Source organism: Robiginitalea aurantiaca (genome assembly GCF_030380815.1).
Lineage (GTDB): Bacteria > Bacteroidota > Bacteroidia > Flavobacteriales > Flavobacteriaceae > Robiginitalea > Robiginitalea aurantiaca.
The window spans coordinates 23427-47330 of record NZ_JAUDUY010000009.1 but is presented as its reverse complement, the minus strand read 5'-3'; the positions used below and the strand labels follow the sequence as shown (position 1 = coordinate 47330).

The 23904-nt window shown below is 47.6% G+C and carries 19 protein-coding genes; 7 read left to right on the top strand and 12 right to left on the bottom strand.

Annotated features, from left to right (window positions below; translation table 11 throughout):
- Nucleotides 1-4: 4 nt before the first annotated feature.
- The 3 genes from QU605_RS13295 to rpsA form a co-directional block, all read right to left on the bottom strand.
- Nucleotides 5-931 (bottom strand): aspartate carbamoyltransferase catalytic subunit, encoded by a 927-nt coding sequence (locus QU605_RS13295; protein WP_289725812.1) that lies wholly within the window; start codon nt 929-931, stop codon nt 5-7.
- Between the two features lie 4 nt (nt 932-935).
- A complete protein-coding gene (gene pyrR / locus QU605_RS13290; protein ID WP_289725811.1) occupies nt 936-1475 on the bottom strand; it encodes a bifunctional pyr operon transcriptional regulator/uracil phosphoribosyltransferase PyrR in 540 nt (179 codons plus the stop codon).
- Between the two features lie 151 nt (nt 1476-1626).
- Nucleotides 1627-3465: a 30S ribosomal protein S1 gene (gene rpsA / locus QU605_RS13285; RefSeq protein WP_289725810.1), complete on the bottom strand. Its 1839-nt coding sequence runs from the start codon at nt 3463-3465 to the stop codon at nt 1627-1629.
- Nucleotides 3466-3757: 292 nt separating this feature from the next.
- Between rpsA and QU605_RS13280 the strand changes: the two genes are divergently transcribed.
- Entirely contained in the window at nt 3758-4138 is a 381-nt protein-coding gene (locus tag QU605_RS13280; protein ID WP_289725809.1) for a LysM peptidoglycan-binding domain-containing protein, read from the top strand.
- A 53-nt stretch (nt 4139-4191) separates the two neighbouring features.
- On the opposite strand, the gene cmk is transcribed toward QU605_RS13280, so the two are convergent.
- Both cmk and lon read right to left on the bottom strand, forming a co-directional pair.
- Nucleotides 4192-4884: a (d)CMP kinase gene (cmk, locus tag QU605_RS13275; RefSeq protein WP_289725808.1), complete on the bottom strand. Its 693-nt coding sequence runs from the start codon at nt 4882-4884 to the stop codon at nt 4192-4194.
- Between the two features lie 68 nt (nt 4885-4952).
- Nucleotides 4953-7403 carry an endopeptidase La gene (gene lon / locus QU605_RS13270; protein WP_289725807.1) on the bottom strand — a complete coding sequence of 817 codons (2451 nt, stop codon included), beginning with the start codon at nt 7401-7403 and terminating at the stop codon, nt 4953-4955.
- Between the two features lie 219 nt (nt 7404-7622).
- On the opposite strand from lon, the gene QU605_RS13265 reads away from it, so the two are divergent.
- From QU605_RS13265 to QU605_RS13250, 4 genes are read left to right on the top strand one after another with little or no spacing between them, the layout of a single operon-like run.
- Nucleotides 7623-8180 carry an RNA polymerase sigma factor gene (locus tag QU605_RS13265; RefSeq protein ID WP_289725806.1) on the top strand — a complete coding sequence of 186 codons (558 nt, stop codon included), beginning with the start codon at nt 7623-7625 and terminating at the stop codon, nt 8178-8180.
- Nucleotides 8177-8737 (top strand): hypothetical protein, encoded by a 561-nt coding sequence (locus QU605_RS13260; RefSeq protein WP_289725805.1) that lies wholly within the window; start codon nt 8177-8179, stop codon nt 8735-8737. Before QU605_RS13265 ends, QU605_RS13260 begins: the two co-directional genes overlap by 4 nt.
- Entirely contained in the window at nt 8718-9800 is a 1083-nt protein-coding gene (locus QU605_RS13255) for a DUF4097 family beta strand repeat-containing protein (RefSeq protein WP_289725804.1), read from the top strand. Before QU605_RS13260 ends, QU605_RS13255 begins: the two co-directional genes overlap by 20 nt.
- A gap of 24 nt (nt 9801-9824) precedes the next feature.
- Nucleotides 9825-10553, top strand: a complete 729-nt coding sequence (locus QU605_RS13250) for a head GIN domain-containing protein (protein WP_289725803.1) — start codon at nt 9825-9827, stop codon at nt 10551-10553.
- Between the two features lie 33 nt (nt 10554-10586).
- Here QU605_RS13250 and QU605_RS13245 read toward each other — a convergent pair whose 3' ends face one another.
- From QU605_RS13245 to QU605_RS13215, 7 genes are all read right to left on the bottom strand, one after another.
- Nucleotides 10587-11918 carry an MFS transporter gene (locus QU605_RS13245; protein ID WP_289725802.1) on the bottom strand — a complete coding sequence of 444 codons (1332 nt, stop codon included), beginning with the start codon at nt 11916-11918 and terminating at the stop codon, nt 10587-10589.
- Nucleotides 11919-11977: 59 nt separating this feature from the next.
- A complete protein-coding gene (locus tag QU605_RS13240) occupies nt 11978-12781 on the bottom strand; it encodes a M48 family metallopeptidase (protein ID WP_289725801.1) in 804 nt (267 codons plus the stop codon).
- A gap of 45 nt (nt 12782-12826) precedes the next feature.
- Entirely contained in the window at nt 12827-15220 is a 2394-nt protein-coding gene (locus tag QU605_RS13235) for a glycoside hydrolase family 31 protein (protein WP_289725800.1), read from the bottom strand.
- 98 nt (nt 15221-15318) lie between these two features.
- Complete coding sequence (gene glgB, locus QU605_RS13230) at nt 15319-17214, bottom strand: 1,4-alpha-glucan branching protein GlgB (protein ID WP_289725799.1); 1896 nt, start codon at nt 17212-17214, stop codon at nt 15319-15321.
- 7 nt (nt 17215-17221) lie between these two features.
- The gene (locus QU605_RS13225; protein ID WP_289725798.1) at nt 17222-18868 is read right to left on the bottom strand and encodes a maltokinase N-terminal cap-like domain-containing protein; all 1647 of its coding nucleotides are present in this window, start codon (nt 18866-18868) and stop codon (nt 17222-17224) included.
- A gap of 1 nt (nt 18869) precedes the next feature.
- Nucleotides 18870-20804: an alpha-1,4-glucan--maltose-1-phosphate maltosyltransferase gene (locus tag QU605_RS13220; protein ID WP_289725797.1), complete on the bottom strand. Its 1935-nt coding sequence runs from the start codon at nt 20802-20804 to the stop codon at nt 18870-18872.
- A 146-nt stretch (nt 20805-20950) separates the two neighbouring features.
- The gene (locus tag QU605_RS13215; protein ID WP_289725848.1) at nt 20951-22459 is read right to left on the bottom strand and encodes an MFS transporter; all 1509 of its coding nucleotides are present in this window, start codon (nt 22457-22459) and stop codon (nt 20951-20953) included.
- Between the two features lie 239 nt (nt 22460-22698).
- On the opposite strand from QU605_RS13215, the gene QU605_RS13210 reads away from it, so the two are divergent.
- Nucleotides 22699-23262, top strand: coding sequence for a collagen-like protein (locus QU605_RS13210; protein WP_289725796.1), 564 nt, complete (start codon nt 22699-22701; stop codon nt 23260-23262).
- Nucleotides 23263-23364: 102 nt separating this feature from the next.
- Nucleotides 23365-23865 carry a peptide-methionine (R)-S-oxide reductase MsrB gene (msrB, locus tag QU605_RS13205; RefSeq protein ID WP_289725795.1) on the top strand — a complete coding sequence of 167 codons (501 nt, stop codon included), beginning with the start codon at nt 23365-23367 and terminating at the stop codon, nt 23863-23865.
- The last annotated feature ends 39 nt before the right edge of the window (nt 23866-23904 follow it).

The window sequence follows — 23904 nt, the reverse complement described above, 5'->3', positions numbered from 1 at the left end:
GTCGTTATTTTATTTTGGAAGCCAAAAGATAAATCACGGCCATGCGGATCGCTACGCCGTTTTCAACCTGATTCAGGATGATGGACTGGTCTGAATCAGCCACATCACTGGTAATTTCCACTCCCCTGTTAATGGGCCCGGGGTGCATAATAACGATTTCCTTATCCAGGCTATCGAGCAGTACCCGATCGATACCGTATTGTTTGGTGTATTCCCTCAGTGTCGGAAAATAAGACATGTCCATGCGCTCATTCTGGATGCGCAACATATTCGCTACATCGCACCATTCAAGGGCCTTTCGCAAATTATACTCTACCTGCACCCCAAGGGACTCCACGTATTTAGGCATCAGAGTTTTTGGGCCACAGACCTTTACTTCTGCCCCTAACATCTGCAGGGCAAAGATATTCGACAGCGCAACCCGGGAATGCAGGATATCCCCGACGATTACAACTTTTCGGCCGCCCACGCCCCCGAGGCGTTCCCGTATGGAATACGCATCCAAAAGAGCCTGGGTTGGGTGCTCGTGCGCACCGTCTCCTGCATTGACTATTGAGGCTGATACATGGTTGGAAAGGAAAATTCCAGCTCCGGCATTGGGATGCCTCAGAACGACCATATCCACCTTCATAGACAGGATATTGTTTACGGTATCGATCAGGGTTTCCCCTTTCCGGACAGAGGACTGACCGGCTGAAAAATTGATCACATCCGCGGACAATCTTTTTTCTGCCAGCTCAAAAGAAAGGCGGGTTCGTGTGCTGTTTTCAAAAAAGATATTGGCAATAGTGATGTCGCGTAGCGAGGGTACTTTCTTAATACTCCTGCTGAGGACTTCCTTAAAATGGTCGGCAGTTTCAAAGATCAGATCGAGATCCGATTTCTGAAGGTATTTGATTCCCAGTAAATGTTTTACGCTCAGATCACTCATACTATTAATGGCTAACCAGGTATACGGTGTCTTCTCCGTCGTTTTCTTTCCAGCACACTTTTACGCGTTCCTCCTTTATGGCATCGACCTGCCTGCCCCGATAATCCGGCTGAATGGGCAAATGCCTGCTAAACCTCCGATCGATGAGGGTCAGCAATTCTATTGCGCCGGGTCGTCCAAAGGATTGCAGGGCGGTAAGAGCTGCGCGAATACTGCGGCCCGTGTAGAGAACGTCATCGATAAGCACCACCCGCTTCCCCTCTACCAGGAAATCGATTTGGGTACTGCTGGCTGACAAGGTTTTGTCGCCCCTTCGGAAGTCATCCCTGTAAAAGGTTATGTCCAAAAGCCCGAAGGGTATATGCTTTACATTATACTCATTGTGCAGCACATCGAGCAATCTGCGGGCGAGGAATGTCCCCCTGGGTTGCAGTCCGATGAGCACGGAGTCCGAAAAGGTTAAATGATTTTCTAATAATTGGCAGGCCAATCGGTGCAGGATGATGTCGATTTCTTTTGAAGAAAGAAGGACTTTTTGACTCATACGGGATGGAACCTATGGCTTCGCATTGCAAAAATAGGGAATTCTCCCAAATACAGCCCGGAAATAGCTTGCCGGAGTTGAATGGCGGTATTTGTCCACAAAAAAACCCCGGACGACATGTCCGGGGTTTATCTCTGATGACTTAAGCAGCTTACTTCTTTTTCTTGCTGCTGGCTTCCATCTTATCTTTAAGAGCCTGCAACTGCTCATTCGCATCCCCCAGTGTGGGTTTTGCCTCTTCTGAAACACTTGCCTTCTTGCGGGCAGTCCTAACGTTACGCTGCTCTTCTTCTTTGAAGATCGCCGTATGACTGGCCACGACTCTTTTCAGGTCCTTATTGAATTCGATGATTTTGAATTCCGCTTCTTCTCCTTTGGCAAGTTTCTTACCATCCTCCTTCACCAAATGGCGCTGGGGAACAAAAGCAGTGATATCATCATTGAGTTCAATAATGGCTCCTTTATCCACAATTTCCTTAAGGGCTACTTTGTGAACAGTACCCTCTCCGAATTCACCCTCGAATTTATCCCATGGATTCTCAGTTGTCTGTTTATGACCCAGACTGAGTTTACGTCCATCGACATCGAGTTCCAACACTTCCACTTCCAGCTGGTCACCAACGGCAACAAACTCTGAAGGGTGTTTGATTTTTTTCGTCCAGGAGAGGTCTGAAATATAAATCAGGCCATCGATCCCCTCTTCGAGTTCCACAAATACACCAAAATTGGTGAAGTTGCGAACTATCCCTTTGTGACGAGATCCTACAGGATATTTAGTCGTGATATCCGTCCATGGATCCGGTGTAAGTTGCTTCAGTCCGAGAGACATTTTGCGATCTTCACGGTCCAGGGTAAGGACTACGGCTTCGAGTTCATCTCCAACTTTCACAAAATCCTGAGCGGAACGCAAGTGCGTAGACCAGGACATTTCAGAAACGTGGATCAGGCCTTCTACACCTTCAGCTACTTCGAGGAAGGCACCGTAATCAGCGATAACAACAACTCTTCCTTTGACCTTATCACCTATTTTGATCTCATCTCCGAGTGCATCCCATGGGTGCTTCTCAAGCTGCTTCAGACCTAATTGGATACGCGATTTGTTGTCGTCGAAATCCAGAATAACCACATTGAGTTTCTGATCCAGATCTACAACTTCGCTCGGGTGATTGATCCGGCTCCATGAAAGGTCTGTAATGTGTACCAGACCATCTACACCTCCAAGATCGATAAAGACCCCGTAAGAAGTAATGTTTTTTACAACACCTTCCAGTACCTGGCCTTTTTCCAGTTGGCTGATGATCTCTTTTTTCTGCTCTTCTATATCCGCTTCGATAAGCGCTTTGTGAGAAACCACGACATTCTTGAATTCCTGGTTGATCTTAACCACTTTGAATTCCATGGTCTTTCCAACGTACTGATCGTAATCCCGGATAGGCTTCACATCGATCTGGGAACCGGGCAAGAATGCCTCAATTCCGAATACATCGACAATCATACCCCCTTTTGTACGGCATTTGATGAAGCCCGTTACGACTTCCTCTTTCTCGTAAGCCGTATTGATGCGCTCCCAGGCTTTGATTGTTCGCGCTTTCCTGTGGGAAAGTACGAGCTGCCCGCTTTTATCCTCGCGGATGTCGATAAGCACTTCAACCTTATCTCCGATCTTCAGATCAGGGTTGTAGCGGAATTCATTCAGGGAAATTACCCCTTCGGATTTGGCGTTAATATCGATGATGGCTTCCCGGTCTGTCAGGTGGGTAACGGTACCTTCCACGACCTCAGAATCCGCGGTGTCCACAAAATTATTGGCCACCAGCTCTTCAAATTCCTTTAATTTCTTGTCTTCAACCCGCTCGATTCCCTCTTCGTATTTTTCCCAATCGAAGTTTTCCAGGAATTCCTGTGGATCTTGTTGTTGTACAGGCGCTTTCACCTGCTCTGTAGATTCAGCGGTTTCAACCACCTCGTCTGTTTTTTGTGCTTCAGCCATGTGCTGAGTTTTGTTTGTATTCCAGGGTATCTCAAGAGTAAGGCAATTCCCCGGAAGCTATTTTACATCAGTTATATCAACCCCTTTTCTCTTGACTATCTGCTAAAAAGGTGTGCAAAAATACAACAATCTAACAGGTTATCCAACATTTTTTAAGGGTTTGGAAATACCCGAACCCGAAGTCGCAAATCCTGAAATACCCTGGCCGTGAGGCAGAGAATTCTTCAGGCATTTCTTATCTTTAAACACTTAGAAAAAAGGAACTTAAGTTAACCTAAATAAATACATTGTAATGAGCGTAAAAGACAAGTATCAATCCGTTCTGACCCTGGGCGAGCAATTGGGAGTTAAGGATGGCAAAGTCACGGTAGAAGAAGGTACCCTGAAAATCAAAGGAACTGCGAAAACACAATACGAAAAGGATATCCTCTGGGATGAGATTAAAAAAGTTGGCGGTGAAAAGCCATCGGATATACTGGCAAATATCACTGTTGATGACACTTCAGTGTACCATCGTCACGAAGTAAAAAGCGGGGAATCCCTGAGTAAGATTGCCAAGCACTATTACGGGGACCCCATGAAATACACTGCGATTTTTGAAGCTAACCGAAACATCCTCGACAATCCGGACCTGATCCATCCCGGACAAATCCTGGTTATTCCAAACTCCTGATCCAAAAGGGAAACAAAAAGGAGATAAATATTAAGGCGCCCGTTTCCGGGCGCCTATTTTTTTGCGTTCAAAATCCGGTTTGCGAAGGAGCGTACGCGCTCAAATTGCTCCTTTAAGCCCATATCACTGTTGTCGAGGCAGATGGCATCCTCGGCCTGTTTCAAAGGTGAAACTGCCCGGTTCGAGTCCAGGTGATCCCGGTGGCGAACGTTTTTAAGCACCTCCTCATAGGTGATGTCCTCTCCCCTGTCCAAAAGTTCCTTATATCGGCGTGCAGCCCGGGTTTCCGGGGCAGCAGTCATAAATAGTTTAAGTTCAGCCTCTGGCAATACCACGGTACCGATATCCCGTCCATCCATTACCACGCCCTTTTGCCTGCCCATTTCGCGCTGCAGTTTCACAAGTTTCTCCCGAACCTCGGGAATGGCCGCTACTTCACTCACATAGCTGGAAACTTCGATGGTCCGGATTTCCTGCTCTACGTTTTCACCGTTGAGGTGTATTTCGGTTCGGCCTGTTTGTGAATTCAGCCCAAAGCTCACGTCCATATCCCTGAGGGCTTCGATTAATCCCGCCTCATTCACCGATCCATCGATAAGGTCATTTCTCAGGGCGAATAAAGCCACTGCCCTGTACATTGCGCCAGAGTCGATATAAACATAGCCCAGGGATTCGGCAAGCTGACGGGCCAGTGTACTCTTTCCAGTGGAAGAGTGTCCGTCAATAGCTATTGAAATCTTTCGCATATTCAAAAATACATAATTCCTTCAGGGATACGATCCTGTCGTAATTTCCAAAATCTCCGGAATCCCGCCTAGAGCTTTTTGGCATTCTTGACCTTCTGTTGCGTCAACGCCAGGTCAATGACCTCCTTCATGTCCGTGACATAGTGGAAGGTCAGTCCCTTTAGGTAATCCGCTTTGATCTCCAGAATATCCCTGCGGTTGTCCTCACAAAGAATGATCTCCTTGATCCTCGCTCGCTTGGCGGCAAGGATTTTTTCTTTAATGCCCCCTACGGGCAGTACTTTCCCCCTCAGGGTGATTTCACCGGTCATGGCAAGGCTTTTCTTCACCTTTCGCTGCGTAAACAGGCTGACCAGGGAGGTGAGCATGGTGACTCCCGCACTGGGGCCGTCCTTGGGAGTTGCACCTTCCGGGACGTGGATGTGAACGTTGTATTTCCCAAAGACCTCAGGGTCGATTCCGAGCTCCTCAGCATTGGACTTGATGTACTCCATTGCAATGGTAGCAGATTCTTTCATTACCTGCCCGAGATTACCCGTGATGTTCAGATTGCCTTTGCCTTTAGAGAGGATTGATTCAATAAACAGAATGTCTCCCCCCACACTGGTCCAGGCGAGTCCCGTTACGACCCCGGCCACATCGTTATTCTCGTATTTATCGCGCTCCATACGCGGTGGTCCGAGGATGCTTTCGACATCGTCCAGACTGACCTTAGGGTCATAGGCCGTTTCGGTAGCAATATTCTTAGCTGCATACCGAACCATTTTGGCAATCTTCTTCTCCAGCCCGCGCACTCCCGATTCCCGGGTATAACCCTCGACTATTTTTTCCATTTGTCGTTTCCCGATCTTCAGATCTTTGGATTTGAGGCCGTGTTCGCCCAGCTGTTTGGGCAACAGGTGGCGCTTTGCAATTTCTACTTTCTCCTCTATGGTATATCCGGTGACTTTGATGATCTCCATCCGGTCGAGCAGAGCGGGTTGGATGTTCCCCAGGTTATTCGCCGTGGCGATAAACATAACCTTGGAGAGGTCGTACCCAAGCTCCAGGAAATTATCGTGGAAATCGGTGTTTTGTTCCGGATCGAGTACCTCGAGCATGGCTGAGGAAGGATCCCCCTGGTAGCTCGAAGACAATTTATCGATTTCATCCAGGACAAAGACCGGGTTTGAGGTTCCCGCTTTCTTGATGTTCTGTAGGATACGTCCGGGCATGGCTCCGATATACGTCTTCCTGTGTCCCCGTATCTCGGCTTCGTCCCTCAGCCCTCCAAGTGACATCCGCACATACTCCCGCCCCAGGGCTTCGGCGACGGATTTCCCCAGGGAGGTCTTACCAACTCCCGGTGGGCCATATAAACATAGAATTGGAGACTTCATATCCTGCCGGAGTTTCAGCACGGCCAAATACTCGATAATTCGTTCCTTGACGTCTTCCAGTCCATAATGATCCCGGTCCAGGATGCGTTCCGCCCGTTTCAGATCAAATAAATCCTCTGAGTATTCTCCCCAGGGTAATTCCAGGATCAGGTCGAGGTAATTCCGCTGGATTGAATACTCGGCAACCTGCGGGTTCATACGCTGCAGCTTTGCGAGTTCTTTCTCGAAATGCTCGGCTACTTTTTCGCTCCATTTTTTTTCCTTGGCCCGGGCTTCCATCTCGTCGATTTCTTCGTCATAAGACAACCCGCCGAGTTCTTCCTGAATGGTCTTCATCTGCTGATGAAGAAAATATTCCCGCTGTTGCTGGTCCATATCCGAACGGACCTTGGAGTGCAATTCATTTCGCAATTCCAGTTTCTGCAACTCTGTATTGAGGTGTTTGAGCGTTGCAAGGGCGCGCTCCTGAAGGTCCGGAAGTTCCAACAATTCCTGCTTGTCGGAAACGGGCAGGTTCAGGTTGGAGCACACAAAATTGATCAGGAAAGAGTTGCTCTGAATGTTTTTTATCGCAAACGCAGCTTCACTGGGGATATTCGGGTTGTCCTTAATGATTTGCAGGGCCAGCTCCTTTACCGAATCTATAATGGTTGTGAACTCCGCACCCGACTCGTCCGGACGCGTTTCGGAAGCTTCACGAACTGTGGCTGTCATATACGGCTTTTCCGTAAGGACCTCGGCAATCTCAAAGCGTTTCTTGCCCTGAATAATAACCGTGGTGTTGCCGTCGGGCATCTGGAGCACCCTTAAAATCCTGGCAACCGTCCCCAGAGTATTGATATCCTTGATCTCCGGGTTTTCGACAGCTTCGTCTTTTTGGGAAACCACACCGATGACCTTAGCCCCGTTGTTGGCATCCTTAATCAGGTGTATAGACTTATCCCTGCCGGCCGTAATGGGTATGACCACCCCTGGAAAAAGGACCGTATTGCGAAGCGGAAGGATAGGAAGCGTCTCTGGAAGCTCCTCATCATTCATCTCCTTTTCGTCCTCCGGGGTGAGTAAGGGAATAAGTTCCGAATCCTGGTCAATATTCTGGAGCGACATATTGTCAACTCCTATAAATTTAGATCTTGCCATAGCTTATTTTTCAGTCATTCTGTCACCTCCTTTTAGGGCGACCTCTCGCAAAAGAACTTTTAATTTCCATTAAGCGCTTCATTATCAATTCAAAACACTTACCGGGAGCTCTTTTCTCAACCCTATGTAGACAATTCCTGTGCCAAGCCCGGAAAATTTATTCGGAGAAACTGTAACAATCTTTAATTTAGGCTATCTATAAGACAAACAAGTACCTTTTTGAGCCACGAGAGTACAGATATTAAAGCATTGCTGCAAGCCTGTTTAAAGGGTGATTCAAGCGCACAAATGAAGATCTATGACCGATACTACCAGGCCATGTACAACACGGCCCTAAGAATCGTGAAAGATTCTGCAGAGGCAGAAGATATTATGCAGGAATCATTTTTAAGCGCTTTTACAAAGCTAAACACCTTCAAAGGGGAGGTGACTTTTGGAGCCTGGTTAAAACGCATTGTTGTAAACAACAGTATCTATCACTACAGAAAGCAGCAAAAACTGCAGGAAGTAGGTCTGGAAAGTGTAATGTACAAGGTCGAAGATCATGACGTAGCACAGGCTGATAGTGGAAGTACAGAACGAATGGCTCAAAAAGTACTGGAAACCATGAAACAGTTAAAAGACAGTTACAGAATGTCTTTGACCTTACACTTGATCGAAGGATATGATTATGAGGAAATAAGTGAGATTATGGATATCTCCTATGGAAATTGCAGAACCTTGATATCCAGAGCAAAAGAAAGTTTACGAAAAAAAATGACATCAATACAATTATGAAAGAGCGTGAAAACATAGAAGCACTTTTTAAATCTCTGGAGGGATCCTTTGATTTGGAAACTCCATCAGCGGGACATCGGGAACGTTTCCTGAGTCGCCTGGAGGCGCAGAAGGATGCATCCTCCGGTGGTGGGGGTAACTCCTGGTGGAAAACCTGGTCGATTGCTGCTACTATTGCGCTGCTTCTCGCCTCATCCGTTTTTATTTTCCGCCCGGAACCCAACATGGATTCTCAGATAGCGAAGATATCACCTGAAGCTTCAGAAACCACCCGGCACTTTGCAGGACTTGTTTCCCTGCAGGTACAGGAACTGGAGCAAATGAGTACCCCGGAAACAAAACCGTTGATTGAAGACACCCTCAATCAGTTAAATCAGCTTGAGACCGATTACCAAAAACTGGAACAGGATCTTATCGAAGGGGGAGATTCTAAATTGATCTTAAGTGCAATGATTACCAATTTCCAGACACGTATCGATTTACTTCGGGAAGTGATGGAGCGCGTAGAAGAAATCAAACAATTCAAAAACGAAACTTATGAAAACGCTATTATTTAACCGATACCTGCTTATCCTGATGGTACTATGCATCAGCCCGCAGGTCTTTGCCAACGATTTTAAGGGCAAACACACGAAGGAAAAAACCATTAAAAAGGAATTTGATGTAAATGCGGACGCCCTGCTTAAGATCAATAACAGCTACGGCAACCTGGTACTGAACTCCTGGAATGAAAACCGGGTGGTCATTGAAGTACATATAACCGTAAATGGAAATAACGAGAGCAAAGTGAACCAGCGACTCGAAGAGATCGATGTGGATTTTGAGTCTTCCGCGAGCATGGTTTCGGCCAAAACCGTATTTGGCAAAAAATCCGGATGGGGCTGGAAGGGCAACAATAATGTAAATCTACAGGTAAACTACACCATTAAGATGCCTGTAAAAAACAGCGTAAACCTCAGTAACGACTATGGCAACATCATTCTGGATCGGGTAGACGGACACGCCAAGATCAGTTGTGATTACGGAAGAATGGACCTGGGAGAACTCAGGGGCAGAAACAACGAACTCAACTTCGACTACACTTCCAAATCCCGTATTGGCTTTATGAATAGTGGGGAAATCAATGCGGACTATTCGGGCTTTATGCTTGAGAAAACCGGTAATTTAATCCTCAAAGCAGATTATACGAATGCCAATGTCATGGAGATGGAAAACCTGGAGTACAACTGCGACTACGGCAGTGTTGAAATAGCCAGGGTGAATAATGTGCTGGGCAGAGGTGATTATGTAAATGTCAAATTAGGCTATGTCTCAGGAAACGTCGATTTGGAGGCGGACTACGGAGGTATTCAGATTGAAGAAATGAAAGCTGAAGCAGGCAATGTTAGCATAAGCACAAATTACACCGGCATAAAACTGGGGTATGACCCCGGATACCATTTTGACTTCATGATCAGTACGGAATACGCTGGAGTTAAGGGCAAAGAAGATCTCGAAATCAATATCAGCAAGGAGAAATCGAGCGATCGTTATTACGAGGGATACCATGGAAGTGCCAACAGTGGCAACTCTGTGAGAATTCAAAGCGATTATGGAAGTATTACCTTGCGAAAAAACTAATAACACAACTAAACACAAACACAAATGAAAAAAGTATGGATTCTCAGTACGTGCCTTCTACTGGCCTTACCAGCAACCGCACAATGGGGTAAGAAAATCAAGGGTAATGGCAATATGGTTACCGTGGAACGCAGTGTCGGTTCCTATGACGGAGTGGCTCTCTCCGGTTGGTTCGATCTCGAACTGGTTTCAGGGTCAGAAGGTGAACTGACGTTAAGCGGAGAAGAAAACCTCCTGGAACATTTGGAGACTGAGGTTAAAAATGGCACGCTGACCATCAAACCTGAGAAGGGCTATAATTTACAGCCCTCCTCCTGGAAATCAGGGGGGATTAAGATTATCGTACCCGTGGAGGAGATCAATTCGGTTGCGATGTCAGGATCAGGGGACATCGTCGGTAAGACCAAACTCAAGTCTGACGACTTTGAGGTAGTCATGTCCGGTTCCGGGGATATCACTCTTGATATCGATGGAAATTCTGTGGAATCGACGCTTTCTGGCTCTGGAGACATTCGGTTAAGCGGACGAGCGAATGATTTTTCAGTCAAAATCTCCGGATCCGGGGATGTGCATGCTTACGACCTTGAGGCCAAAAATGTGAACGCGGTTGTATCTGGATCAGCAGATATAAAAGTTACTGCCCTGGAGTCCCTGACGGCACGCGTTTCGGGATCGGGGGATATTCATTACCGGGGAAATCCGGAAAAAATTGACTCCAAGACCGCGGGGTCCGGAGACATCACCAAGGGGTGACCCTCAAAAAACGAAACAGTCAGTCCCCGGGGTTTATGCCCCGGGGATTTTTTTTGGTACCCTGAGCAGCAACAGGACACCCCCTATAAAAAAGAGAACAAGGAATACAGTGGCATTTCGCATACTGCCGGTTACCTGGGCCACAAAACCGTAGAGAAATGTTCCTATGATGATACCGATTTTCTCCGCGACATCATAAAAACTAAAAAAGGAAGCAGTGTCAAGGGTCTGTGGCAGAAATTTAGAATATGTAGACCGTGAAAGCGCCTGAATCCCTCCCATTACCAACCCTACGGCGCCTGCGGCTATGTAGAATTCCAATGGGGTGACCACGGTATAGGCATAGATGCAGATTACAATCCAGAGCAAATTGAGGGCAATCAGCACCCTGATATTCCCGAAAACCCTCGAGGCCCTTGCAGTTAATGTAGCACCTGCAATAGCCACAAGCTGGATGACCAGGATACTGGTGATAAGGCCTGTGGTACGCTCAGAATCCGATCCCCATGCGATTTCTTCTTCTCCAAAATACGCTGCGATCAGCATAATGGTCTGTACGGCCATGCTGAAAACAAAAAAAGCACCCAGATACCGCTTTAACAACGGGTTCTCACCGAGTTGACGCCACACGGACCGTAATTCCTGAAATCCATTGAAGATCAGGTTCTTTCGCTCACCTTCCCGGGCGTTACCCCTTGGAAGAAAATAAAACGTATACTGGCTGAATCCGATCCACCAAAGCCCCACCATTACAAAGGAGTATCGCATGGCGACCACTTCAGCCGGAGCCTCTGCGGTCCCGCTGATTCCAAAAACATCCGGATTCAGGATCATGGCCAGATTAACCAGTAAAAGGATCACGCTCCCGATATACCCCATCGAGAAGCCTCTGGCACTAATCCGGTCCTGCTGGTCGGGAAATGCGATATCCGGCAGGTAGGAATTATTAATGGCAAAACTGACCCAATATCCTACCAGGGCTAAAAAATAACACCCCAGGCCCAGGTAAATATTTTCGAGGGAAAACCAATACAACCCGATACATGAAAGGCCACCCAGGTAAGAGAAAAAGCGCATAAAGACTTTTTTGTTACCCAGATAGTCCGCTATACCCGAAAGAAGGGGCGTAATAATCGCAATACAAACAAAGGCTGCTGAACTGACATAACTGATCAGGGGGGTACGGGCAATCTCCATACCGAATACCAACACTTTTTCTATGCCGGCCATCCGAAACAAAGCACCAAAAAAAATAGGAAAGATCGTAGAGGCAATCACCAAACTGTATACCGAATTTGCCCAATCGTAAAACGCCCACGCGTTTAGTAACTTCTTGTTTCCTTTAGGCAATACGGCTTTCGACATAGAATGTCCTTCTGATGGCAGATCAAACGGAAGATACGATAATTATAAAAGTATGAAGGCTACTGAAAAGTGGTCACGCCTAATTTTCGGGCTTCTGCCTTTGCCTCAGGCACCCATTTGGTGAGGTCCGAGATGCGTCGGTCATTCGAGGGATGGGTACTCAAAAACTCCGGGGTCTCCCCCTTATTGAGCGCCTTCATCCGCTTCCATAATTCCGGGGCTTCCGCCGGGTCATATCCGGCAATGGCCATGATTTTCAGTCCAATTTTGTCAGCCTCCGATTCGTGATTCCGGCTAAACGGCAGCATGACCCCTACAGATGAGCCGACTCCGTATGCGGTATTGAATAACATCCGGTCCTCCTCATTTTTAAGGGCAACATTACCGGCGATCATACCCATCTGTTGCAGGGATTGGGCGCTCATGCGCTGGGCTCCGTGATCGGCAAGTGCATGGGCTACTTCATGACCCATAACCACGGCAATCCCGGTTTCATCCTGGCAAACAGGGAGTATACCGGTATAAAAAACGATCTTGCCCCCGGGCATACACCATGCATTGACTGTATTATCCTGAACCAGGTTGTATTCCCAGCGGTAATCTTTGAGGTACCCCTGATATCCATTGGCATTTAACCAAAGTTCCGCTGCCCGGGCAATGCGCTGACCAACTTCCGTGATCTTTTCACTATCGGAGGTTCCGGAAATGACTTTATGCTCCTTTAAGAAGGCATCGTACTGGGAAAATGCCATAGGAAACATGTCGCTGTTCTGATAAAAATTCAGCGTGCTTTGTCCGGTAAAGGGATTGGTTTTACATCCAAAGAAAAGGAGCAATCCCAAAAGAAAGAAAACCTTTTTCATTCCAGTGGCTTTGACTATTTCTCCAAATTTAGTGAAGATCGCCGATTACTTGATCACCAGTGAACTGAAATTCTTGTCAATGACTATGGTGTTATTTCCATTCAGCTGTACATCCTTCTGGGTAACGGCTTCGTTGTCCACCTGTATTTTCCGGATCTTAAACGGAAGCCCGATAAAGTTAATCCGCAACTGGCTGTAGGGTGTGATAAACGTACCGTCTTTGAATTGTTGGATTATGAGTTCTTTGCTCTTTCCGGTTAGTTTAAAGTTCCGAAGGCTATACTCTCCTTTCTTATAGTCATAGCCATCCTGTCCGTCTTCATACACCGTGGATAGTTCTGTGCCTTCCAGATAGTAGACATTGAGGGTCAGCTCTTTGAGTTCTTTCTCCCCTACGTACTGCTGTACAGGGTACTTAGGTATGATCGCACCTGACTTGATAAAGATCGGAATCTTGTCGATATCTGCCGCAACCCATTTTTCCATGCCGCCGTCCACGACTTCCCCCGTCCAGTAATTGTGCCATTTTCCTCTGGGCACATACATTCTGCGCCCCTTGGCATTGGGTTCCTGTATCGGGCAAACCAAAATCTGTTCGCCGAAAATGAACTCATCTGTCCTGAAATGCGTTTGATGGTCCATCTGATCGTAATAGACCAGGGATTTCAACATAGGCACGCCTTCCTTTACGTATTTCCAGAACATGGTATAGAGGTAGGGCAGCAATTGATATCGGAGTTCAATGAATTTCCGGACAATATCGGTTACCTCCTCGTCAAAAGACCAGGGCTCCTGATCCCCGTGATCCCCGCTCGAGTGTACCCGGCAAAACGGGTGGAATATCCCCATTTGTACCCATCGTGCAAAAAGCTCCCCATTGGGTTGCTCTGCAAAACCGCCAATATCCGATCCCGAAAAAGACATTCCACTGAGGCAGAGGCGCTGTACCTGCACATTAGCGATCCAAAGGTGTTCCCATGTTGCCACATTGTCCCCGGTCCAGGTACTCGAGAAGCGCTGGGTACCTGAATAGGCCGCCCTTGTGATGACAAAAGGCCTTTTGGGGAATACATATTTTTTCACGCCTTCATAAGTGGCCCGCACCATCTGCATGCCATAAATATTGTGCGCCTTGCGATGGCTGCAAGGATGCCCGTCGTAATGGTGGCGCGTATCCAGAGGGGCGGTTTTGCTTGGAACCTCCATTACGGCGGGTTCATTCATATCATTCCATACAGCGTGGACTCCTGAATCCTTCAACAGGTCTTTATAGAGTTCTGCCCACCATTCCCGGACCTCCGGATTTGTGAAATCCGGAAAACTGCAGGGTCCGGGCCAAACCTTACCCTGCATGATCGGCCCGTCGGCCCGTTTGCAGAAATAGTCTTTTTCGAGGGCCTCTTTATATACCCAATAGTCCCGGTCGACCTTTATACCCGGGTCGATCATGATCACGGTTTTAAAGCCATCATCCTCGAGCTCTTCCACCATGCGTTTGGGATCCGGAAAATGCTTCTTATCCCAGGTAAAGCATCGGAATCCATCCATATAATCGATATCCAGATAAATCGCGTCACATGGAATCTGAAGCTTACGGAATTTTGAGGCCAGCTTCTTCACCCGGCTCTCCGGGTAGTAGCTCCACTTGGACTGATGAAAGCCCAGCGCCCATAATGGTGGGAGTTCCGGAGTACCTGTTAGATCGGTGTACGCACGTACAACCCTTCGCATTTCAGGGCCGTAGAAAAAATAGTAATTCATCTCGCCCCCATCGGCCCAAAAGCTGGTGATGTTCCGGCGTTCGTGGGAAAAATCAAAATGGGTGCAAAAGGTATTGTCAAAGAAAACCCCATAGGCAATATCGTTGTGGAGGCCTACGTAAAAAGGCACCGCCTTGTAGAGGGGATCCTGATCTTTGGAATACGCATATTGGTCCGTTACCCAGTTATGGGTCCGTTTACCTTTGAGGTTGGTATGAGTAGCCTTGTCTCCCATCCCATAGAAGGACTCCCCCGCCTGAGCAACCTTGCTCATTTTAACGGTATTCCCCCCGAATTCGTAGTTCTCCTCCCAATGGAAACCCAATTCATCTTCGTTGATCACGTTGCCGTTGAGATCTTCGATGCGAACGCGAAGACTTGCTTTATCGACAAAAACACAAATTTTGGATGTTTTGATCAGGTAGGCCATATCTGTCTCATCTTCCTGGATCTCATCGTATCCACGGCTGTGATTCGGACTGATCGCATACGAAAAATCCGGTTCAAACACCCGATCGGTCGCATAGCGGAAGCGCAGCGCACTATTGCGGAGGATGGTAATCTCCAAAATAACACCGTTCTGGCTGGTGAAGTAATATTTGTCCGAATCTTTGCGGTATTCCACCACCTGGGTGGGATACAGGTTGCCTTTAAACTCGAGTTCCGTATTGGTGATCATTAAGGGAAGATTTTAAAATCAAACAAAAGAAACACAAAAGGCCGAAATACCGAAATCTACCCCGATCAAATAAAAGCTACAACGTTTTCGGATGCCGTTTACCGAAAAACAACGACGGCAAGGGGAGGCAGGGTAACTTCAATGGAGTGTTCAAAGCCATGCCAGCTGCTTTTTGAAACCTTGGCGGAGCCATTGCTGATCCCGCTCCCACCATATACTTCCAAATCACTGTTAAAGACCTCTTCCAGCTTTCTGGTCTTGGGTACCCCAATCCGGTAGCCTTCCCTGGGGACGGGTGTAAAGTTACAAGCTATGATCAGGTCGTCTTTGGAGTGTTTCCCTTTTCGAATAAAAGTGAGTACAGAATTTTCAGAATCCCCGTAATCGATCCATTGAAAACCCTCAGGGCTAAATTGTTTCTCATACAATGCCGGATAGGATCGATACAATGCATTCAGATCCGTGACCAGTTTCTGAATTCCTTTGTGGAAATCGTATTGCAGGAGGTGCCAGTCGAGGCTATGCTGAAAATCCCACTCCGAGGATTGTCCGAATTCACCGCCCATAAAGATCAGATTCGTCCCCGGATGGGTAAACATATACCCGAAGAGCAGGCGGAGGTTTGCGAAACGCTGCCATTCATCCCCGGGCATGCGATACAACAGGGATTGCTTCCCGTAAACCACTTCATCGTGGGAAAACGGGAGCATGAAATTTTCTGTAAACCCATAGGTCATGCTAAAGGTCAGATCGTTTTGGTGGTGTCTGCGGTATACGGGCTCTTTTTTGAAATACTCCAGCGTATCGTGCATCCATCCCATCATCCATTTCATCCCGAACCCGAGTCCTCCGGCACTAACAGGTCGTGAGACCATTGAAAATGAAGTGGACTCCTCTGCAATGGTCTGTACCCCCTGATAGTGCTGATAGACCTCAGAATTGAGTTCCTTGAGAAAAGAAATGGCATCCAGGTTTTCATTTCCGCCATAGATATTCGGCTCCCATTCACCTTCTTCCCGGGAATAGTCCAGATAGAGCATCGATGCCACTGCATCCACCCTGAGGCCATCTATGTGATAATCCTCCAGCCAGAATAGTGCATTGCTGATCAGGAAGGCCCGTACTTCATTTCTTCCGTAATTGAAGATCAGACTTTTCCAGTCCGGGTGATACCCTTTACGGCGATCCGGGTGTTCATAAAGGTGTGAACCGTCGAACATGCCAAGGCCATGCGCATCTTCCGGGAAGTGGGACGGCACCCAGTCGAGAATAACGCCAATATCATTTTGATGGAGGGCATCCACCAGCAGTTTAAAGTCCTCCGGTTTACCAAAGCGTGAGGTGGGGGCAAAATAACCCGTAAGCTGATACCCCCATGACGGGTCGTACGGGTATTCCATTACAGGCATGAATTCCACATGGGTAAAATTCATCTCCCTGACGTAGGCAACCAGTTCCTCTGCCAGTTCGATATAGGACAAAAATTGGTTGTCTTTACCCTTCCTCCAGGAGCCCAGGTGCACTTCGTAAACCGAAAAAGGCTGGTCCAGACTGTTCCGTTTTACCCTGTTCTTCATCCAGGCGTTGTCTTTCCATTTGTGCGGAGCCTCCCAGACAATTGAAGCGGTATTTGGCGGATGCTCACAGCGGCGCGCAAAGGGATCTGCCTTCTCGGTCTTCACGTCGCCCAGATGGGAGTGGATCTTGTATTTATAAAGGGTTCCCATCTCAAGCCCCGGGATAAAACCCTCCCAAATCCCGCTTTCGTCCCAGCGTACATTCAAGGCGTGTTCCCCTTCCAGCCAGTAGTTGAAGTCTCCCACCACAGAAACCGTTTTTGCAGAGGGCGCCCAAACGGCAAAATAAACCCCCTTTACGCCATCTACCTCAAGGAGATGTGAACCTAGTTTTTCATAAAGGCGATAGTGTTTTCCGGCCTTAAAAAGGTCGATATCAAAATCTGTAAATTCACTGTGCGGAATTACGTGGCCCATATATTCGTTAGTTTTTATCGTTGATAATCCCCCGGATTCCTTCCAGTGGTATAACCGCCCAATGCGGCCTTGAATTCATTTCATAGCCCAATTCGTAGACCGCCTTTTCCAGCATGCAGTATTTCAGGAGGAAAATGCGCTCAGCGCTGTAGCCAATATTGATGTTGTGCTCCTGGATGAGGTACACATATTTTTCGAGGAATACACCTATAAAATATCGGTATAGCAATTCTCCGGCCTGAAACAGGGCTTCCCTGGGGAATGGATATGCGCCATCATTATTAAAAATAGTCGCGTAAATGGCGTAATGAAAGGATCTGAAAATACCCGCTATATCCTTTAAAGGAGGTTGTTTGACCTTCCGGTCGCGAATGGTACTCTCCGGTTCGCCCTCAAAATCCAGGAGGTAGAAATCGTCTCCTTCCACAAGGACCTGGCCCAGGTGATAATCCCCATGTACTCTGAGTCGTTCCCCCTTAAGTTTGGTCCAGTCAAAATTGACAAAACGCTTTCGGATTTCATTTTTGCGCTCCAGAAATTCTGTCGCCAGCTCCAGGGCAGGGCCTTCGAGGCGGTGCAGGTTGTTTTCCACGGTGTTGAGCCGATTCTGGAACATATACAGCAGTCTGTTCTTAAGCCAAACCTCGTAATCTCCATTAAAATGCTCCGGGGTAAACGCGGTATCCTCGAACTCCGAACCAAGGGCGATATGCATTTCGGCCGTTCGCTCGGCCAGTTTCTGAAGCTTCAGGAAAATGTTCAAACCTGCCCAATCGATAATTTCAGGAGGAACTTCCCGTATTTTCAAACGCTGAAAAATCTCAACCGAGGGTAAATTCCCGATGTCGATTCCCTTGTACTCGAGGTTGGCAAAAATCTTATTGAGCTCGCGAAGCATGAATTCCCAGGCGTCCCCCTGATTGGGAACCAATTCCTGCATCAGGGCAATGGTAATGTTGACATTGTCCGAATCCATAATACTGAGACTGCCCTGGTAGGCCGGGGTGTTCTTATACCCTTTGCGCTCAGACAGAAACCGGCTCATTTCGTAATCCGGATTTTTATCTGCGTAAATCCGCCTGAAAAATTTGATGACTGAGGTGTCGTTGATAATCACCGAGGTGTTACTCTGTTCCAGCCCCATAAATCGGGAGGATTCATACGGATCCGGCCTAAAGGTGTCACTGCAATGGTACCGAACCCGGGTTGTGTCGTTTGGTTCTGCCGTAATGATGCGCTCGTATACCAGTCGCCTGAAGGCTTCCAGGTTTACGGCATCGATTATAAAGCCGGAGATACCGTTTATGGTTACCGGCAGGATCCGGTCCTTCTCGGCAAATGTTTCGTCAGAAACAAATGCGATCGGCAGGAAATAATGCTGGTAAAAGGCTTCTTCAAAATTCACTTCGAGCAAAAGGCCATAGTATACTTCTTCCCGTTGCTGAATCCGAAAATACTCCTGAAGCTCTATATACTTTAGCTTGCTGGACTTCCCGCCGTACCAGCGTTGTTTTTGCACGTAATTCTCCAGCACATCGGAAAGAAAAACCTTCTTAAAGTTGTCGTCTTCCAGCAATTGTTCCCATGGCCCGTTAAAAGTGTATGACTTTGGGGGGGCAACTTCAGACTTCTTTTTCTCCTTGGCTGTACTCATGCTATTTGATCTGAAAAATATGAAAGGGTAAATCGGGGTTCAGAGCCACATAATTCCACTCCGTCTCCCATTGGTATGTTGTATGTGTCATCAGGTCGTACATCTCATAACGCCCGTTTGCACCAGGCCCGATTTCATCGAGCGGCAATTGCACGTGCCCCTGCTGGGTATGCCCGGGGTCCAGGCTTACGATTATCAGTAACTGATCCGAACGGGTGTCATCCCATTTATAAAATGCGAGTAACTGGTCATTACCCATCCCACAGAACCTGATATTATTTGTCTGTTGAAGGGCCGGATGTTCTTTGCGAATCGCATTTACCCTGCTGATGACATGGGTTAATTTATTTTTAATATCCCAGTCCCAATGGCGTATTTCGTATTTCTCCGAATTGAGGTATTCCTCCTTATTCGGTACGGGTTCCGTAACCATATACTCAAAAACGGGTCCGTAGATGCCTAAATTTCCACTGAGCGTTGCCGCAAGGGCATAGCGTATGAGGTGCATAGCCTCGCCCGCTCCCTGAAGGTGGTATGGATTTATATCCGGTGTATTGGGCCAGAAATTCGGACGGTAATACTCCCGCATCTCCGTTTGGGTCAGCTCCACCATATATTCGATGAGCTCTGCCTTGTGTTCCCTCCAGGTAAAATAGGTATACGACTGACAGAACCCCTGTTTTGCCAGTTGTTGCATGACCCTTGGGCGTGAAAAAGCTTCTGCGAGGAAAAGCACATCGGGGTGGGCTTTTTTAACTTCTGTGATAAGCCAGTTCCAGAAGTAGTAGGGTTTGGTATGCGGGTTATCCACCCTGAAGACCGCTACCCCAAAGCCGACCCATTTTAGGGTTACTTCCAACAATTCCTTCCAAAGTGCCTTATAATCGGAAGATTCAAACCAGAAATTAACGATGTCCTGATATTTTTTCGGCGGGTTTTCGGCATATTGAATGGTCCCGTCAGGGCGTTTGCGGAACCATTCCGGATGCTGGCTGATATAAGGATGGTCCGGAGCGGCCTGAAAAGCAAGGTCCATGGCTACCTCCAAACCGTAGGTTTTGGCCTTCCTGATAAACGCTTTGAAATCGGATTCACTGCCCAGTTCGGGATGGATTTCCCTGTGTCCGCCGTATTTGGAACCTATTGCCCACGGCACGCCCGAATCGCCTTCCTGTGCCTCGGTGGTGTTGTTCTTTCCTTTGCGGTTTACCTCCCCAATGGGGTGTATGGGCGGAAGGTACACCGTGTCAAAACCCATTTCGGCAATCCTGGGAAGAAGCCTTTCGCACTCCTTAAAGGATCCGTGATCTCCTGCTTCCCGGGCTCCGGATCTCGGAAAAAATTCATACCATGTTGAAAAATTTGCCTTTCGCCTGTCCACGTAAACACGCAGCGTTTTCGAGGTATTGGCGAGGATTCGCTGCGGATAGCGAATGAATAAATCGCATAATTGTTCGGAGGTGGCCCCTCCTATTGCTTCATCGTAGGAGGCTTCGGCACCAAAAAGGGAAATCAAATTGACGACAAAGGTTTTATCTGCACCAGAGACTTTGGACTTCACAAAATCCAGATACTGAATCCCGTCGAGGAGTTCGCTCCGAACGTGCTGCCCATCCTTGAGCTTGGCTTCAATACCGTGTTGCCAGTTCAGGGCATAATCTACCCACCCCCTCACTTTATAGTCGTAGAATCCCTGCTTGGTTACTTCAAAGCCGCCTTCCCATCGGTCGTTGATCAGCTCGCGCATTCGAACCTCTTTCCATGTCCGGGCCGAGGCGTGTTTGTAAAGCACTTCAGCCTGCATGACATCATGACCATCAGGAAGAATGTCCGCAGAAACGAGAACCTGCTCTCCGACCACTCTTTTGATATAAAAAGTCCCGCATTCCAGCTGGGGTCTGATCTCATTTATAACTACGCGTTCTTGTCTCAACATAGGGAAAATGGAAGTTAAGGGTTTTAGGCCGTTTAAATATATGAATTAAAGCCGTATTCCACAGGCGCGGGGATTATTCAAAAACGAGGCTTTAATCTGCTCGTTTGCATAAACAGGGAGATTCCGGACTACCGCTGGTCGGAAGTTCAGCCAATCGAAATTTCGGCCTTGTCTTCCACCCGAAGCGTCAGCAATCCGGCTGCGATCATTGCGATTCCGCCTATGATCAGGGCGTAAATGGGCTGGTTATCAAAAAAGCGGTTTACCATAAATCCGAGGATGGTGGCCGCAACCATTTGTGGAATCACAATAAAAAAATTGAATACCCCCATATAGTATCCCATTTTCTTGGGCGGCAAAGAGCCGGCCAGCATGGCATAAGGAACAGAAAGGATACTTGCCCAGGCGATTCCCACGCCAACCATAGAAAACAAGAGCCAATCGGGATTTGATATATAATACACCGAAATAAGGCCAAGGCCACCGAGTACCAGTGCCAGGAGGTGCGTTATTTTCCGACTGGTTTTTTTAGCGAGCACCGGCAGCAAAAATGCGACCAGGGCGGCCACCCCGTTATAAACCCCAAAAAGGACTGTAACCCAGTCGGCCCCATCGTTGTAATTCTGGGAGGTGGGATCCGTTGTCCCGTAAATATGCCCTGTTACTGCCTGAGTCGTATAAATCCACATTGAAAAAAGGGCAAACCAGGAAAAAAACTGAACTGAAGCCAGCTGCTTCATCGTTTTGGGCATGTAGAGCAGGTCGGTCATGATGATGACAAATCCGTTTCGCACCTGTCGGGCTCGCACCGCAGCAGCTAGTAAAAACAGGAAGCCGATCAGCAGGATGCCCACGGTAAGGATGTAGAGTTCCTTTTGCAACTCGAAATAGTACGGAAAAAAAGTTCCGATTGCCCCGAGTATGATCATGGTAATACCGTAAAACCGGAGTTTGGAAACCCTTGAAGTTTCTGCCTCCGGAGTCAGTTTTTGTTCAGGGACTGCACGGTTGTCCTCAAAGGCTTCTAATTCCTCGGGGCTGTATTCGCGGGAGCGGAAGACGGTCCACAAAACAGCGAGAAAAAAGACGGCTGCCCCAAGGTAGAAAGACCATTTCACAGAATCCGGAATGACGCCCTCAGGAGCCGTATTGCTGATCCCGAACCAATTTGTAAAAACATAAGGCATGACCGAACCCACTACCGCCCCGATCCCGATAAAAAAGCTCTGCATGGCAAAACCCAGGGTTCGCTGCTCGGAGGGAAGATTATCGCCTACGAATGCCCTGAAAGGCTCCATAGAAATGTTAATCGATGCGTCCATGATCCACAACATACCGGCGGCCACCCAAAGGGAAGGTGAATTCGGCATAATGCAAAGGGCGATTGAAGCCAGGACAGCCCCTACAAGAAAATACGGTCGTCGCCTTCCGAGCCGGGTCCATGTCCGATCCGAAAAATATCCGATAATCGGTTGGACGATTAAACCCGTGACAGGTGCTGCAATCCAAAGAATGGGAATACTTTCCACATCAGCCCCCAGCGTCTCAAATATCCTGGAGGTGTTGGCATTCTGAAGGGCAAATCCAAATTGAATGCCCAGGAAGCCAAAACTCATGTTCCATATTTCCCAAAAACTAAGGGTGCGTTTCTTTATCATGCTGCTCAGGTTGGTTTGGTTTGAAAATCACTGCGGGACTCCGGATTAAATATAGTATTTTTCAACTCAGAAGTGTTTCAGCCACGCCGGAGCCATGGATGCTTTGGCCTTTCATTAAATATTAAATTGCTGATCTTCAGTTATCTGTAATTTTTATTATTTTTTGGAATGCTTTTTGAAACATGAAAATAAAAATGACCCGCACAGGGATAAAACTTCAACTAAAACCACGAACTATGAAACATCTAGGAAGCTTTTTGGCACTTTTATCCGCAATTATACTCATCTCCTGCACTGGACCTACAGGACCTCCCGGACCTCCCGGATTTGACGGTCGGGATGGCCAGGACGGTGTAAATATTTTAGGTTCCGTGTACGACATTGTCGGAGATTTTACGCCCTCAAATGATTATTCTCTTTTCTCTGTGTTTGCAGAAGATGTACCAGGGCTGGAAGTTTTTGAAACCGATGTTGTCCTGGTCTATATCCTCTGGGATCAAATAGACGATCCCACAGGGCCTATTGATATCTGGAGGCTGCTGCCGCAAACCCGGCTGCTTCAGGAAGGCATTCTGCAGTACAATTACGACTTTACCTTTGAGGACGTCAGCATTTTCCTCGAATCGGATTTCAACCTGGGTATTTTACCGCCAGGGGATACGGACAATCAGGTATTCCGGATTGCCATCCTCCCTGCGGATGGCACGGGCAAGCGGAATCTTGACGTTACCAACATGCAGGAAGTAATGGACTTCCTCGAGGTAAATGAATCGGGCATTCCCAGAATCGATAAAAATTAAATCGTTAAAAATATCTCAAACCTCCCCGCCCTGAGCGGGGAGTTTTGTTTTAAGCCGTATTTTTGAGACGCAGCGCACAATGCGTTTGAAAAAGAAAGTAAGATGAAAAATATTGCAATAGTTTTTACGTGTGCCCTTTTCCTGGCATGCAGGGGAAATTCCCAGGAAACCACCCAAACTTCAGCTGAGGAATCGGGGACGGAGGCTTCGTATCCGGTTCAGAAAACCGATGCAGAGTGGCGGGCTCAGCTAACCGATATGGAGTACTACATCCTGAGAAAGGCAGGTACGGAAAATCCGGGAACCAGTGAGTGGCTCAGGAATAAGGAAAAGGGAACCTATGTATGTGCCGCATGCGGGCATCCGCTTTTTAAAAGTGAAACGAAATTCGATTCAGGCACGGGATGGCCGAGTTTCGATAGGGCCATTGAAGGAAATGTAGCCTACAGTATCGATTATAAAATAGGTTACAAACGCACCGAAGAACATTGTGCGAATTGCGGCGGGCACCTGGGACATGTATTCGAGGACGGCCCCAGGGAAACAACCGGGGAGCGCCACTGTATCAACGGAGCGGCGCTTGACTTTGTGCCCAATCAATAATCCAAACCCTTCGAACCCCTGCTCTGAAACGCAATTACC

Bases quoted from the DNA above. Each gene is read 5' to 3' on its own strand.
- QU605_RS13260 (WP_289725805.1), top strand. From the start codon at position 8,177: ATGAAAGAGCGTGAAAACATAGAAGCACTTTTTAAATCTCTGGAGGGA.
- lon (WP_289725807.1), bottom strand. From the start codon at position 7,403: ATGGCAAGATCTAAATTTATAGGAGTTGACAATATGTCGCTCCAGAAT.
- QU605_RS13280 (WP_289725809.1), top strand. From the start codon at position 3,758: ATGAGCGTAAAAGACAAGTATCAATCCGTTCTGACCCTGGGCGAGCAA.
- cmk (WP_289725808.1), bottom strand. From the start codon at position 4,884: ATGCGAAAGATTTCAATAGCTATTGACGGACACTCTTCCACTGGAAAG.
- QU605_RS13295 (WP_289725812.1), bottom strand. From the start codon at position 931: ATGAGTGATCTGAGCGTAAAACATTTACTGGGAATCAAATACCTTCAG.
- msrB (WP_289725795.1), top strand. From the start codon at position 23,365: ATGAAAAATATTGCAATAGTTTTTACGTGTGCCCTTTTCCTGGCATGC.
- QU605_RS13220 (WP_289725797.1), bottom strand. From the start codon at position 20,804: ATGTTGAGACAAGAACGCGTAGTTATAAATGAGATCAGACCCCAGCTG.
- QU605_RS13255 (WP_289725804.1), top strand. From the start codon at position 8,718: ATGAAAACGCTATTATTTAACCGATACCTGCTTATCCTGATGGTACTA.
- QU605_RS13225 (WP_289725798.1), bottom strand. From the start codon at position 18,868: ATGAGTACAGCCAAGGAGAAAAAGAAGTCTGAAGTTGCCCCCCCAAAG.
- QU605_RS13210 (WP_289725796.1), top strand. From the start codon at position 22,699: ATGAAACATCTAGGAAGCTTTTTGGCACTTTTATCCGCAATTATACTC.
- rpsA (WP_289725810.1), bottom strand. From the start codon at position 3,465: ATGGCTGAAGCACAAAAAACAGACGAGGTGGTTGAAACCGCTGAATCT.
- QU605_RS13235 (WP_289725800.1), bottom strand. From the start codon at position 15,220: ATGATCACCAATACGGAACTCGAGTTTAAAGGCAACCTGTATCCCACC.
- QU605_RS13240 (WP_289725801.1), bottom strand. From the start codon at position 12,781: ATGAAAAAGGTTTTCTTTCTTTTGGGATTGCTCCTTTTCTTTGGATGT.
- glgB (WP_289725799.1), bottom strand. From the start codon at position 17,214: ATGGGCCACGTAATTCCGCACAGTGAATTTACAGATTTTGATATCGAC.
- pyrR (WP_289725811.1), bottom strand. From the start codon at position 1,475: ATGAGTCAAAAAGTCCTTCTTTCTTCAAAAGAAATCGACATCATCCTG.
- QU605_RS13245 (WP_289725802.1), bottom strand. From the start codon at position 11,918: ATGTCGAAAGCCGTATTGCCTAAAGGAAACAAGAAGTTACTAAACGCG.
- QU605_RS13250 (WP_289725803.1), top strand. From the start codon at position 9,825: ATGAAAAAAGTATGGATTCTCAGTACGTGCCTTCTACTGGCCTTACCA.